At 37.9% G+C, this 13,188-nt stretch carries 14 protein-coding genes, 1 tRNA gene and 1 riboswitch; of the genes, 10 read left to right on the forward strand and 5 right to left on the reverse strand.

Features of this window, described 5'->3' with window-relative positions; translation table 11 throughout:
* The first annotated feature begins 135 nt into the window (after positions 1-135).
* The 5 genes from FGL89_RS02935 (at position 136) to FGL89_RS02955 (ending at position 5,061) form a co-directional block, all read left to right on the forward strand.
* A complete protein-coding gene (locus tag FGL89_RS02935; protein ID WP_014973884.1) occupies positions 136-984 on the forward strand; it encodes a MetQ/NlpA family ABC transporter substrate-binding protein in 849 nt (282 codons plus the stop codon).
* Positions 985-1,026: 42 nt separating this feature from the next.
* Entirely contained in the window at positions 1,027-1,869 is an 843-nt protein-coding gene (locus tag FGL89_RS02940) for a MetQ/NlpA family ABC transporter substrate-binding protein (protein ID WP_147000391.1), read from the forward strand.
* 86 nt (positions 1,870-1,955) lie between these two features.
* Positions 1,956-3,287 (forward strand): M20/M25/M40 family metallo-hydrolase, encoded by a 1,332-nt coding sequence (locus FGL89_RS02945; RefSeq protein ID WP_147000393.1) that lies wholly within the window; start codon positions 1,956-1,958, stop codon positions 3,285-3,287.
* Positions 3,284-4,363 (forward strand): methionine ABC transporter ATP-binding protein, encoded by a 1,080-nt coding sequence (locus tag FGL89_RS02950; protein ID WP_147000395.1) that lies wholly within the window; start codon positions 3,284-3,286, stop codon positions 4,361-4,363. Before FGL89_RS02945 ends, FGL89_RS02950 begins: the two co-directional genes overlap by 4 nt.
* A 2-nt stretch (positions 4,364-4,365) precedes the next feature.
* A complete protein-coding gene (locus tag FGL89_RS02955; RefSeq protein ID WP_147000397.1) occupies positions 4,366-5,061 on the forward strand; it encodes a methionine ABC transporter permease in 696 nt (231 codons plus the stop codon).
* 55 nt (positions 5,062-5,116) lie between these two features.
* Here the strand turns inward: FGL89_RS02955 and FGL89_RS02960 are convergent, their stop codons facing one another.
* The 3 genes from FGL89_RS02960 to FGL89_RS02970 all read right to left on the reverse strand — a co-directional run bounded on the left by FGL89_RS02960 (position 5,117) and on the right by FGL89_RS02970 (position 7,621).
* Positions 5,117-5,827 (reverse strand): GntR family transcriptional regulator, encoded by a 711-nt coding sequence (locus FGL89_RS02960; protein WP_147000399.1) that lies wholly within the window; start codon positions 5,825-5,827, stop codon positions 5,117-5,119.
* Positions 5,827-6,972, reverse strand: a complete 1,146-nt coding sequence (gene nagA, locus FGL89_RS02965) for an N-acetylglucosamine-6-phosphate deacetylase (RefSeq protein WP_147000401.1) — start codon at positions 6,970-6,972, stop codon at positions 5,827-5,829. Before nagA ends, FGL89_RS02960 begins: the two co-directional genes overlap by 1 nt.
* Before the next feature lie 130 nt (positions 6,973-7,102).
* The gene (locus FGL89_RS02970; RefSeq protein WP_014973877.1) at positions 7,103-7,621 is read right to left on the reverse strand and encodes a phosphatidylglycerophosphatase A family protein; all 519 of its coding nucleotides are present in this window, start codon (positions 7,619-7,621) and stop codon (positions 7,103-7,105) included.
* 112 nt (positions 7,622-7,733) lie between these two features.
* On the opposite strand from FGL89_RS02970, the gene FGL89_RS02975 reads away from it, so the two are divergent.
* From FGL89_RS02975 to FGL89_RS02995, 5 genes are all read left to right on the forward strand, one after another.
* Positions 7,734-7,805, forward strand: a tRNA-Gln gene (locus FGL89_RS02975).
* Positions 7,806-7,964: 159 nt separating this feature from the next.
* A riboswitch (TPP riboswitch) is annotated at positions 7,965-8,054 on the forward strand.
* 141 nt (positions 8,055-8,195) lie between these two features.
* A complete protein-coding gene (locus tag FGL89_RS02980; protein ID WP_014973876.1) occupies positions 8,196-8,777 on the forward strand; it encodes an ECF transporter S component in 582 nt (193 codons plus the stop codon).
* A complete protein-coding gene (locus FGL89_RS02985) occupies positions 8,770-10,179 on the forward strand; it encodes an ABC transporter ATP-binding protein (RefSeq protein WP_147000403.1) in 1,410 nt (469 codons plus the stop codon). Before FGL89_RS02980 ends, FGL89_RS02985 begins: the two co-directional genes overlap by 8 nt.
* A complete protein-coding gene (locus FGL89_RS02990; protein WP_014973874.1) occupies positions 10,176-10,838 on the forward strand; it encodes an energy-coupling factor transporter transmembrane component T family protein in 663 nt (220 codons plus the stop codon). The genes FGL89_RS02985 and FGL89_RS02990 overlap by 4 nt, the downstream gene beginning before the upstream one ends.
* 11 nt (positions 10,839-10,849) lie before the next feature.
* Complete coding sequence (locus FGL89_RS02995; RefSeq protein WP_147000405.1) at positions 10,850-11,515, forward strand: TenA family protein; 666 nt, start codon at positions 10,850-10,852, stop codon at positions 11,513-11,515.
* A 94-nt stretch (positions 11,516-11,609) separates the two neighbouring features.
* On the opposite strand, the gene FGL89_RS03000 is transcribed toward FGL89_RS02995, so the two are convergent.
* Positions 11,610-12,554: an IS3 family transposase gene (locus tag FGL89_RS03000; protein ID WP_147000407.1), complete on the reverse strand. Its 945-nt coding sequence runs from the start codon at positions 12,552-12,554 to the stop codon at positions 11,610-11,612.
* On the reverse strand, positions 12,485-13,171 hold the full coding sequence (locus FGL89_RS03005; RefSeq protein ID WP_147000409.1) for a helix-turn-helix domain-containing protein: 687 nt from the start codon (positions 13,169-13,171) through the stop codon (positions 12,485-12,487). The genes FGL89_RS03000 and FGL89_RS03005 overlap by 70 nt, the downstream gene beginning before the upstream one ends.
* Between the last annotated feature and the right edge of the window lie 17 nt (positions 13,172-13,188).

Genomic DNA, 13,188 nt, shown 5'->3' on the forward strand with positions numbered 1-13,188 from the left:
GCTTCTGTATGTTAAATACAGGGCGGTTTTTTTGTTTTCTATTAATTATGACACGTCCCTCACCAAAGCATTGGTTACTGTTTAATCGTATTTCTAAAATCTAAACAACAGACACATGTATAGGAGATTATAGTAATGAGTAAAACAAGTAAATGGCTTATCGGCGGTATTGCTGTTATCGTCATTGGTGGCATTGCATATGCTACTTTAGGTCGCAATTCATCAAAATCAGATGATAAAGTTGTTAAAGTAGGCATTATGTCAGGTTCAAAACAAGATGCCGAAATTTGGAAAACTGTTGCTAATACAGCCAAAGATAAGTATGGTATCACCCTGAAGTTCAAGGAATTTTCAGATTATACTCAACCAAACAAAGCACTAGCTGATGGTGATATTGATTTGAACGCTTTTCAACATTACTCTTTCTTAAATGCATCAAACAAATCCACTGGTGACGACATTGTTGCTATCGGTGACACAGTTATCTCACCCATTCGTTTGTATTCAAATACCCACAAAAAATTATCAGAATACAAAAAAGGTGACACAATTGCAGTACCGAATGACACTTCAAACGAAAGTCGTTCATTGTATGTCTTAAAGGCAGCAGGATTAATTGATTTAAAGTCTGGCTTACAGACAGCTACCGCCAAAGATATTACCAAAAACCCTAAGCAACTGAAAATTAAAGAACTAGCTGCTGACCAAACAGCACGCTCATTATCAGATGTAGAAGGTGCTGTTGTTAATGGTACATACGCTGATACAGCAGGCTTAGACTATAAGAAAGCCATCTATGTCGAACCAATTAACAAGGATTCACATCAATGGGTCAATATCATTGCTGCTAACAAAAAAGATAAAGATAAAGCTATATTGAAAAATGTCGTCAAAGCCTATCAAACAAAAGCAACTAAAGATACCATCCAAAAAGAATACAAGGGTGTTGAGTTAGCTGCTTGGGATACTGATTTTAGTAAGTAAGTTACTAAATGACATATTTATATGTAAAAAAGGAGAAAATTTATGAGTAAAAGAACAAATTGGATTATTGCTGGTGTTGCAGTTGTTGTGGTCGCCGCTGTTGCTTATGTGAGTTTTGGTACATCAAAGTCAGCAGATAATAAAACTGTTACAGTTGGTGTGATGTCTGGTAGTAAAAGCGAAGATGAAATCTGGGATTCTGTTACTAAAACAGCTAAAGATAAGTATGGCATTACACTAAAAACGAAAAAATTCACAGATTATTTGCAACCTAACAAGGCGCTAGCAGATGGCGATATTGATTTAAACGCTTTCCAAAACTACCCATTCTTAGAAAACTGGAACAAACAATACAAAACAGATATTGTATCAATTGGTGATACTTGGACTACCCCATTACGTATTTATTCAAACCAGCATAAAAAGATATCAGAAATTAAATCCGGTGATCAAATTACAGTTGCCAATGATACTACCAACGAAGATCGTGGCATTCATCTTTTAGCTGATGCAGGCTTACTTAAAATTAAAGATACCAACACAGCTACACCAAAAGATATCACCTCTAATCCTAAAAACTTAAAAGTCACACCAGTAGACGCTTCACAAACACCTTCATCACTAAAGGATCCCAAAGTCGGTGCGGCAGTTATCAATACAAACTTTGCTAAATCTGCTAAGTTAGACCTTGATTCAGCCATTTATATTGAAGGCCTGAATAAAGACACGGAAAAGTACTTCAACTTTATTGCCGCTAATAAGAAAGACAAAGATAAAGCCGTTTATAAAGATGTTGTAAAAGCTTTCCAGACAAAAGAAACAAAAGATCTTGTTAAAAAACTTTATGGTTCATCACAAATTACTGTATGGGACTATAAAAAGTAAGTTTTTAATTTTTATATCAACACATGATAGTATAATCTGTCATGTACATACTGCAACAATTACTATTTTTGAAAAGGAAGTCAGCCATGGAAATACGCAAACAGTATATTGAATTATTACGTGAATTGGTTGCTATACCAAGTGTCTCTGCAAAAGAAGCCTATTTACCCGAAGCAGCACATCTCATAGCTGATGCTTTTCGTGGATTAGGTGCTGATGTCATTTATGACGATACTTATTTTGCACCATTCATCCTAGCAACTTTCCAGAGCACAGTACCAAATGCCAAGCAGCTTGTGATTTATAATCATTATGATGTACAACCTGCTGAACCACTAGATTTGTGGGCAACAGATGCTTGGACCCTAACAGAAAAAAATGGTAAGTTGTATGGCCGTGGTGTTGATGATGATAAAGGTAATTTAACGGCAAGGTTGTCAGCTATTGCGGAATATTTAACTGAACATAATAATCAATTACCGATAAACATTACCTTTATTGTCGAAGGATCTGAAGAAACTTCATCACGCCATCTAGACGACTACCTGGCTAAACATCATCATCATTTAAGTGCTGACTTGGTTATTTGGGAATCAGGCGGTAAAAATGTGAATGAGGAAATTGAGATTTTCGGCGGTAATAAAGGCATTGTTACCTTTGACATGACCGCTAAAACAGCAAATAATGATTTACATTCGTCGTTATCTGCTATTGTTGATTCAGCATCACTGCGTTTATCACAAGCTATTGCGTCCTTATTTGATCATCATGGTAACATTGCTGTTCCTCACTTCTATGATGACATTGCCATACCAAACGCGCGCGAAAAACAACTCGTTGCAGCGTTACCACTAACACGCGACTCACTAATTACGCAACATGGTATTAAAGTCCCACTATATACTGATCGTAACGGTGATGATTTAAAAGAAACCCTTTATTTCAAGCCAACAATCAACATTGAAGGCATTCAATCGGGTTATAATAGTGCTGGCGTTAAAACCGTTTTACCAGCTACAGCCACCGCTAAAGCCGAAGCTCGTCTGGTGCCTAATATGGATCCAGATGTTACTTTACAGCGAATCAAAGATCATTTGCAAGAACAAGGTTTGTCAGATATAGTAGTAACCAAGACGCTGGGGCAACCTGGTTATCGTAGTGACATGTCTGATTCTGAAATTTTACGTGTTATTGATGTCACTGCATATTATTACAAAGCCCAACCAATAGTGATACCAACTTCTCCCGGAACTGGTCCTATGTTTTATATCCATGAGGCCCTACAAGCCCCTATTGCTAGTTTAGGTATTGGCTATAGCCATGCCTTAGACCATGCCCCAAACGAAAATATTCGTCTAACTGACTATAATCAACATATAGACGTGATTAAAGAACTGATTAGGAGTTATGAATTATGAGTAATCCCATTATTGCACTTGATAATATTAATGTGACTTTCCATCAAAAGAAACGCACCATTGAAGCCGTTAAAAATGTCTCAGTACACGTCGAACGTGGTGATGTTTACGGTATCGTGGGCTATTCAGGTGCTGGTAAATCAACCCTTGTTCGTGTCATTAACCTCTTACAAGAACCAACCAGTGGTTCTGTTGTTGTAAATGATGAAACTTTTTTCCAAGCTGATAGTGAAGGTGCTAAAAAAACACGCATTACCAATAACGACCTACGTAATCGTCGTCGTAAAATTGGCATGATTTTCCAGCATTTTAATTTGCTCAATGAACGTACTGTCACAGAAAACGTCGCTTTTGCACTACAAAACAGTGAATTACCAGCAAAAGAAAAAGCTGAAAAAGTCCGTGACTTACTAGCACTTGTTGATTTATCAGATCGTGCCGAACAATATCCTTCACAACTTTCTGGTGGACAAAAGCAGCGCGTTGCTATTGCACGTGCTTTAGCAAATGACCCTGAAATTTTAATTTCCGATGAAGCAACATCTGCTTTAGATCCAAAAACAACTAATCAAATTTTAGCCTTGCTTAAAAAATTGAACAAAGAATTTGGATTAACAATTGTTTTGATTACACACGAAATGCAAGCCGTTAAAGAAATCGCCAATAAAGTTGCCGTCATGCAGGATGGTGAGATTATTGAACGCGGCTCATTACTTGATATTTTCGCACAACCTAATGAACAACTAACCAAAGAATTTATTGAAACTGCCACAAATATTGATAAAGCCATCGCAACGATTAGTGCACAACCATTGGTCACAAATTTGAAGCCCAATGAATTATTTGTACGATTATCTTATGTGGGTGACACAACCGATGAGCCTTTAATTACTGGTTTATTCCGAGATTTCCAAGTAACAGCTAACATTTTGTACGGTAATATTGAAATTTTACAGGACACACCTGTAGGCTCATTGTTAATTATTTTAGCTGGTACTGCTGAGCAAGTTAAGTCAGCCATCGCAACGTTGGCCGACCATCATGTTGTCATTGAAGTTATTAAAGGAGGCAAATAATTATGAGTAAATGGTTTGCAGATACATTTCCAAATGTTGTTTACCAAGGATGGACTGGTGATACTGGTTGGCTAACTGCCATCGGCCAAACATTTTATATGACTTTTGGATCAGCACTTTTTGGTGGTATATTGGGACTGATTTTTGGTATGGGTCTGATTATTACATCATCTAACGGTATTTCTCCCAATCGAACAGTTTTTTGGATTCTTGATAAAGTTGTTTCTACGTTCCGTGCGGTCCCTTTTATTATTTTACTAGCCGCCATTGCACCTCTAACAAAACTAATTGTTGGTACACAAATTGGTAGCACTGCAGCCCTCGTACCGTTATCATTAGGTGTCTTCCCATTCTATGCTCGTCAAATCCAAGTGGCTTTGGCAGAAGTTGATGGTGGTATTGTCGAGGCTGCTCAAGCCATTGGTTCATCCTTTTGGGACATTGTCTTCGGTGTCTATTTGCGTGAAGGCCGTTCTGAAATTATCCGTGTGTCAACTGTTACTCTGATTAGTTTGATTGGTTTAACAGCCATGGCAGGTGCCATTGGTGCTGGTGGTCTTGGTACTATGGCCTTATCTTATGGTTACCAACGCTATGCGAACGATACCACTTGGTTAGCAACGCTACTTGTTTTGGTATTTGTATTAATTGTACAAGTCGTTGGTGACATCCTAGCCAAAAAGTTCAGTCACAAATAATCATAGATGACAAAAAAACGATGGTTAATCACACCATCGTTTTTTGTCATCTATTTTATCGCGTCAACGTAAATTCAAAACGTTCGCCAACATAGTACGAACGCACATATTCAAACGGTAACTCAGTATTTTCGGCAAATGACACTTGACGGACAGTCAAAATGGCATCCCCGCGTTTAATTTGCAAAAGTTCAGATAAACGTTCGTTAGCTAAACCAGCAGAAATTGTTTGTGTTGCCCGACCTGGAACAATGTTTGCTCTTTCAAGCGTCGCATAGAGCGATTCAGTCAATTCATTTTTTGAAAAATCTTCAATTAATTTAACTGGTAATGTCGTTCGCTCTAACAAAATTGGTTCATCATCGCCCATTCGCAACCGTTCCATCACTAAAACTTCATCATTTTCAAAGAGTTTCAGATGCATCATTTCTGATGCTGATGGTGACGTAATTTTGTAGCTTACCGTCTTTGTCTTGGCCACACGCCCTGTGCTTGCCATTAACTCAGTAAAACTTGTGATACCCAGCACACGCTCGGATACTTTTTGTTCAGCCACGTAGGTACCAGACCCTACTTTTCGTTCTAACAGTCCCTCATCAACCAATGTTTGAATAGCTTGACGTAAGGTCATACGTGATACATCAAACTCATCTGCTAACTCACGCTCAGCTGGTAAACGCTCCTGTGCTTGCCATTCACCCGCCTCAACACGCGACTTGATTTGATTATGAATTTGAATATAGCGTGGTATTATTGGTTTTCCCATTAACTTTCTCGTGCAAAGCGGCGACCATATGAATATGTTGCCACTAAGTGCATCCTTTCCTCGTCAAAAATATTAAAATCAGCATCTTTCCCAGCTGCCAGATGACCTTTCTGAGTTAAACCAAATTCCTGTGCCTGATTAACTGAACTCATTTGTACTGCATCTTGAATACTTGCAGATGTAAATTTCTGAATATTACTAAAGGCATCATCGTATGACAAAACTGATCCGGCTAAATGACCATTATCCAAGCGCGCCTGCTTATCTTTAACCGTAACTTTTTGTCCACCCAATTCAGAAATACCGTTTCCCAGTCCTTCAGCACGCATTGAATCTGTCACTAAATCTAATCTGTGCGCACCCTTTAATCTAAAGGCAATTTCTAACATTTCTGGTACGACATGGAAACCATCCGCAATTAGTTCACCAGTAATTGATTCTTCAATCATACCATGCCCCGTCACACCTGGTTCTCGATGGTGTAGCGGGCGTTGCGCATTATACAAATGTGTCATGTGCGTGGCGCGTGAATGGCGTAATTGATCACGTGTGGCATTAGAATGACCAATCGAAGGCACAATTTGGTGTGCCAACATGAATGTTTCAAAATCAGGTAATCCACCATTTTCAGGGGTATAAGTAACCAAACGAATACGTTCACCTGATAATTCGTACCACTTTTTTAATAGTGCGGTGTCTGGATTGATAATGTATGCTTCAGGTTGCGCACCCATAAATGTTTTATTAATAAATGGACCTTCAAGATGAATCCCCTGAATAACTGGATTTGTTTTTGCTACTTGATTAATAGTTGATAAGGCACGTTCAATACGTTGCGGTGATTGTGTCATAGTCGTTGGAAATAGTGATGTAATACCTTCGGTGACCATTTTATTGACCATTTCATCGAGCGCATCAGCATCACCATCCATTGTATCTAACCCATAGCCACCATGCTTATGAACGTCAATAAAACCTGGCACAATTAACTTACCGGTTGCCTCTTTGACGATTTCATCATCATTTTGTGCCACAAAGTCGACCATATAACCAACTTCTTGAATACTATCTGTAAACCGCATAAATGCATCCGGCATATGCTTGTAACCCGTATAAAGATTAATATTTTTGAGTAATTTTGCCATTATTTCACGTATGCCAATGGCTACAAATGATACGCATCCACGACACATTCCTCCTGATTTATTAACCTTATTATAATTGGTATAGACCGATTTTGCAAATAAATATATTTAAAATAAAAAAAGCGAAATATTATTTCGCCAAGTGTTTATCAGAAGCTACAATATTGGTCGCATATTTATGCGCCACTTTAGAAGCAGCTGCAGCCGCTAAAGCGCCAACAATGTCATCAGCAAAGGTTGTCACAGCAGATGTTGTCTTCCCTTTACGGTCTAGTTCGCCAACCAATCCGACTTTTATCTTATCAATGTAACCATAATTAGTGACGCCAATCGTGTCAAACGACATAGCAATAGCTGTACCAAGCGTCTCATCAACCCCAAACAAAGCATCATCGTTATCGATTAAATCTTGCAAAGGTGATTCCAATAAGTGTGCTTCAGCTAGACGATCTAATTCTAAAGCAACCCATATTTGATGCTGAACAACCCGCTTATGCAATATGCTAACGAGTGCCTCTTCAACTTGGACTATTGTCAGATTAGGTACATAAGAAGCTTCACTATCATAGGCGATGACCGCAATATCATGTAAGGTAATGTCATGCTTTTTGAGTTTTTCAACGGTATTCTCGTATGTTGCGTACTGCATGGTGTTCCCCCTTAGGCTTTTTTTAATAGTATAAACGAAAAAACATTTTCTGACAAAGATAAAAATTGTACTTGCAATACAAAGTAAAAGTATGTAAAATAGTTAGAGTAATTGCCCCTTGGCCAAGCGGTAAGGCGGTGGCTTCTGGTGCCACTACGCGCTGGTTCGAATCCAGCAGGGGCAATAACTTAGCGATCTGATTGATCGCTTTTTTTGTAGCTAATTTTTATCAAATAATCACCTGTTATTTTTTAAATATTCGTTTAATATTCTCATGTTAGTTATTCTCATAATTGTTTGCGTAAAGCACACAATTATGTTAAATTTAGTATGTAGTTTAATATTCAACAATCTGGGGTGCCCTTTGGCTGAGAGATACCCATTGAACCTGATCTGGCTAGCACCAGCGAAGGGAGAATTGCTTTTTTAGTAGAAAGATAAGCAAACTCTCGGCTCATTAATGACTCGAGAGTTTTTTGTTTCCACTAATTCATAAGCAAAAACTGTGACTCAATTCTATTTGGACCAGAAATGTGATAAAAGCTACAAAAAAAATTCTGGAGGCATATTAATTATGCAAACTATTTCAAAGTCAAAATCAACACGCTGGGCATTACGCGATGTCTTGTTACTAGCGTTCGTTGCCGTATTTATCGGTTTTATTTTCTGGGTTCTTGGTCCAGTTTATAATATCCTTTCAGCAGCCCTTACCCCTATGGGCCTAGAACCTTTTGCAAATAACCTTTTGCTGGGTGGTTGGATGATGGCCGCACCATTAGCCAGTATCTTAATCAAACAAGCCGGTGCTGGTGTGCTTGGCGAAGTTTTTGCTGCAGCAGTTGAAATGTTACTTGGCGGTCAATGGGGTGTGGCAACACTACTCTCAGGATTAGTACAAGGTGTTGGTAGTGAAGCTGGATTTGCCATTTTAGGCTACAAGAATTGGCGCTGGCAAGCGATTTTCGCTTCAGCTGTAACAGGAACTATCGTGACTTTTGTCTGGTCACTATTTAGAGATGGTTACACATCATATAGCTTTGGTCTACTCGTTGCACTATTCATCACACGCTTTATTTCTCTTCTTTTCTTTGGTGGTGTCCTTGTTGTTGCTATTCAAAAATTGATTGAGAAGGCTGGTGTCCTACGTCGTGACTAATTTAATTGTTGAAGACGTTCACTTTTCTTATCCTACTGGTAAGGTGCTTTCTCACGTCTCCCTCAAATTAAAACCTAACAGTTTTAATCTATTAGTTGGTCCTAGTGGTAGTGGTAAATCGACCTTGTTAAAACTTCTTTCTGGTCTTTATCCGACCTTTAGTGGAGGTACTTTAGATGGTAAACTGACTCTTGATGGCTATGATATCAATGATATTGTTCCTTTTCAACGTGTCGCACGTCTTGGCTATTTATTTCAAAATCCTACCCGTCAATTTGTGATGCAAACACCATTTGAAGAATTACGCTTTAGTTTAGAAAATTTACAAGTCACGCCAACAGACATGACAGATCGCATTGAAAAAGTATTAGAAACCGTTGGTATGACTGATTTCACGCATCATGACTTGTCAACATTATCTGGTGGTGAAAAACAAAAAATTGCCCTAGCCGCTGCTTTGGCAATGGACAGTGAGTATTTGCTTTTAGATGAACCGTTTGCCAATGTTGACCCTGTTGCCCGTTTACAACTCATTCAAGCCATTAAGCATTATCAACAACAAGGGAAAACAATTCTAATAACTGATCATGATTGGAGTGGTTACACTGACATGATTGATGATGTCTTCGTCATGAACCATGGTCATCTCCATCAAGCAGACGAGGCTGAGCGGACCAAAATATTACATGAAGTACCAGTTCAAACTCAAATTAAAACTGCATTACCGGATGAACAGGAACACATCATTGAACTCAAAAAAGTTGCCTTAAAAAATGGTACCCGTCAATTGTTACGCACCACATCGTTGGCTATTCCAAAAGAAAAACGTATTTTAATTACCGGCCCAAATGGTGTTGGTAAATCAACACTTTTTTCCACTTTAGTTAAGCTATATCCATATAGTGGTTTAATTACCTACAATCAACAAGATATTGCTAAGCGGAAAATTGCACAACATGTCCGTGATATTGCCTTAGTTTTTCAAAATGCAGAACAACAATTTGTTGCTATGACAATGTCTGAAGAATTAATTCAGGCACAACAATTTAGTAATCATCCTGAGATTTGGACAGATGAAACAATAACAGAGATATTAACACAGCTCAATTTAGTTGACCTACGTCAACATGTTGTCTATCAACTATCTGGTGGACAACAGAAGAAACTGCAAGTCTTATTGATGCTCATTGTTGGTACACCTACCCTATTATTTGACGAACCATTAGCAGGATTAGATAATGACTCACAGCAATGTTTGTTAAACATCATTGCCGACTTTACCACCCGTCAACATCAAACTGTATTAGTGATTAGTCACCAATTACAAGCTGTCACAGATTGGTTTGATTTTCATTTGCATTTTGAAAATGAACAATTAAGTTATGTTGGAGGTGAAGTATGAATCCATTAATGAAATTCGCCATCGTCATGGTGATTGCCTTGGAGCTAACTTTTATCAAAAGTGTCACCATCAATCTGATTATCATTGGTGTGAGTGCATTTCTTTATCTGTTCTTGAAATTAAGCTGGAAACAATGGCTATGGTTATTCATCTTACCTTTGCTACCTGGTTTTGGTTCATGGTTCTCGCTGATGTACTTTGGTACTGGTGACCATGTACATATGGCTTGGGTTATGCTAACACGTGTGTTTGCTTATCTTTGGTTAGGTGGTCTATTTACCCTCAAGTTAACTGAGGAACGTGATGTCTTCTTAGCAACGCTCGAACAAAAAGCTAAGTTAAGCGCCACATTTGTCTATGCGCTAGTTGGTGTTCTTAACTTTATGCCAGCAGTTAACCAACAAATTAAAACTATCCGTGTTGCTTCGCAAATGCGTGGTCAAACTTTGCACATTTGGCAAGCACAATTGTATTTTAAAGCGATTTTATCAGCAATTCGCTGGTCACAAAATCTAGCTGAAGGTATGGTTAGTCACGGTTTCACTGAAGGTGCACCGCGCACGCATCTACAAGTTGTCTCAATTGCCAAACGCGATTGGTTAATATTAATTATCATCTTGATTGCTTTTCAACTACTTTTAATCCCGAACTGGTACTAAGGAGAATTTTAATGTCATTTTCACAAGACCTACTAACACGCGCGCAACCTGCAATGGACGCCATTATGGTACATCCTTTTCTGAAAGCTATTGCTGAAGGTAATGTGCCCGATGATGTGTTAAATTATTATGTCGAACAAGACGAACATTATTTAAAAGATTATCTCACGATTACTGCCTTAGCAGTCACACAAACTGATAATCATGAAGATATTGCAAAACTACTTGATGTTGCCCAATTTATTGGTAATGAATCAAAGGCACATGAGGTGATGTTAGGCATTACTGGACACCAAGTCGAAAATTGGCGTCGTGGTCCTGAAACACTTCTTTATGTGAATCATATGTATGAATCTGCTTATCGAGGTACCTACGCTGATACATTAGCTGCATTGTTACCCTGCGCTTGGAGTTATGAAGTAATGGGTCGTGAATTGGTCGCAGCTGGTGCTAACAATGAGCAAAATCCACTAAAAGAATGGATTGAACTCTATGCCCCAAATGATGATAGTAAAAGTTATACTATTTGGCGCTTTGAAGCATTAGATCGCGAAGTTGCTAAACTAACCCCACAACAACAAGAACATGTTGCACAAACATTCTTGTTAAGCTTGGAAATGGAATGGCGCTTCTGGGAAGCTGCTTGGGTCCAAGAAAGATGGCAATTTAACATTTAATTAAACAAAAAACCGTTACTAAATAAATGAACCACTACCTGTCAAGTAGACATAGTAAATAATAAAAATATTAGCTATCTTTGGATAGCTTTTTTTATGCAATTTTGCGATATTCTAGCGGTGTAAGACCACCAAATTTTGGGACATATCGCTTGTTAGAATAATAATCAATGTATGAATCAATGCCTGTGTGTAGACTAGGATAACTTTCAAATTGTCTTCGATAATAATATTCACTTTTAAATGTTCCCCAAAATGATTCAATCGGTTGATTATCAAGGCATTTGCTTGGTCGTGACATACTACTACTAAATTGATGCTTTAATCGTAAATTGTGATAACTTTGTGAGGTGTATTGAAAGCCACGATCACTATGGATAATTGGTTTTGCTTTTGGATTATTTTCAAAAGCTTTCTGTATAGTGTCAATGACGAGTTGATTATTATTTTCTTTACTAATTACATATGACACAATGCTTTTATCATAGGCATCTATTACGGCACTAATGTAGGCTTTCTGTTGATTACCATACTTCAAATAGCTAATGTCTGTGAACCACTTTTCATTGGCCTTGTTAGCGACAAAATTACGGCCAATAATGTTTTCTTTTGTGTACACAGCATTAGACTGTGTCCAATTATATTTCGGTTTAACACGCCTAATTTCTGATTTAAGATTCATAATATGGAGGGCTCTCCGAATCGTTTTGTGGTTAATGCTTAAACCTAGTTCACGTTTCAATGCACATTGAATACGGATAACACCGAATGTGCTATCTGATGCTTTGAATATCCGTTTAATTTCTTGTCCTATCTCAATGGCCTGCTTTTCACGTTGAGATGGGACACTCTTAATCCACTTATAATAACCGCTACGGCTTACGTTGGCAGCTTGACATAGTTGCGTAACACTGAATTGTTTTTGATTATGGAGTTCGAAAATTGCGCGATAAAGTTGTTCGTTTCTAGCTAAAGAGAACGTGTAACGTCTTTCTCGAACTCCAATAATTTTTTTGCGAGTTGATTCTCGATTTCTAATAGCTCATTTTTGGCTTTGAGTGCTTTATTTTCTATTTTTAGCTGTTCGGTTTCAGTCAGTTGCTGGTCACTGCTTCTAGACTTGCCACGTCGATCTTGCAATCCTTGTTCACCATGGGCTTTGTATTTTTGTGTCCATGAATAAGACTGTTGATATGACACACCAGACTGTTCAGACAACGCCTGATAATTGAAATCTGAGGCAATGATTTCCTTAACGATGGCTATTCTCTCAATAAAAGTTGTTATACGACCTTTATTCATTTTTCTAACTCCAACACCTCTTTGTTTGAGGGTTTTGTCGTTATTATAACGTTTTATCCAATGATTTAAAACCGAGTTTTGTGTTATTTTATACTTTTTCAGCACATCTGCCTTCGATAAATGATTGACCAAAATATCTTCTATTGCCTTCATTTTTATTTCGTTTGGATACTTAATACTAGTACCAGGAACAAGCCCTGAAATACCAAAACTATCATATAATCGAAGCCAATCTTTGATAGTCGAAACTGAGATATTATAATCATGACTAACTGATCTGACTGTTAAACCTTGAGTGTTAATTTTCGAAATAATCTCTAATTTTTTAAGATAATGAACCTTATTTTTGGACATACAAAAACTCCCTTTAT

It is taken from the genome of Leuconostoc carnosum (assembly GCF_007954525.1).
GTDB classification, from domain to species: Bacteria; Bacillota; Bacilli; order Lactobacillales; family Lactobacillaceae; genus Leuconostoc; species Leuconostoc carnosum.

What these genes read in the sequence shown, in the direction of transcription:
- FGL89_RS02955 (WP_147000397.1), top strand. Translation starts at nt 4,366, where the DNA reads ATGAGTAAATGGTTTGCAGATACATTTCCAAATGTTGTTTACCAAGGA.
- FGL89_RS03005 (WP_147000409.1), bottom strand. Translation starts at nt 13,171, where the DNA reads ATGTCCAAAAATAAGGTTCATTATCTTAAAAAATTAGAGATTATTTCG.
- nagA (WP_147000401.1), bottom strand. Translation starts at nt 6,972, where the DNA reads ATGGCAAAATTACTCAAAAATATTAATCTTTATACGGGTTACAAGCAT.
- FGL89_RS02945 (WP_147000393.1), top strand. Translation starts at nt 1,956, where the DNA reads ATGGAAATACGCAAACAGTATATTGAATTATTACGTGAATTGGTTGCT.
- FGL89_RS02960 (WP_147000399.1), bottom strand. Translation starts at nt 5,827, where the DNA reads ATGGGAAAACCAATAATACCACGCTATATTCAAATTCATAATCAAATC.
- FGL89_RS02935 (WP_014973884.1), top strand. Translation starts at nt 136, where the DNA reads ATGAGTAAAACAAGTAAATGGCTTATCGGCGGTATTGCTGTTATCGTC.
- FGL89_RS02990 (WP_014973874.1), top strand. Translation starts at nt 10,176, where the DNA reads ATGAATCCATTAATGAAATTCGCCATCGTCATGGTGATTGCCTTGGAG.
- FGL89_RS02995 (WP_147000405.1), top strand. Translation starts at nt 10,850, where the DNA reads ATGTCATTTTCACAAGACCTACTAACACGCGCGCAACCTGCAATGGAC.
- FGL89_RS02970 (WP_014973877.1), bottom strand. Translation starts at nt 7,621, where the DNA reads ATGCAGTACGCAACATACGAGAATACCGTTGAAAAACTCAAAAAGCAT.
- FGL89_RS02940 (WP_147000391.1), top strand. Translation starts at nt 1,027, where the DNA reads ATGAGTAAAAGAACAAATTGGATTATTGCTGGTGTTGCAGTTGTTGTG.
- FGL89_RS02950 (WP_147000395.1), top strand. Translation starts at nt 3,284, where the DNA reads ATGAGTAATCCCATTATTGCACTTGATAATATTAATGTGACTTTCCAT.
- FGL89_RS02980 (WP_014973876.1), top strand. Translation starts at nt 8,196, where the DNA reads ATGCAAACTATTTCAAAGTCAAAATCAACACGCTGGGCATTACGCGAT.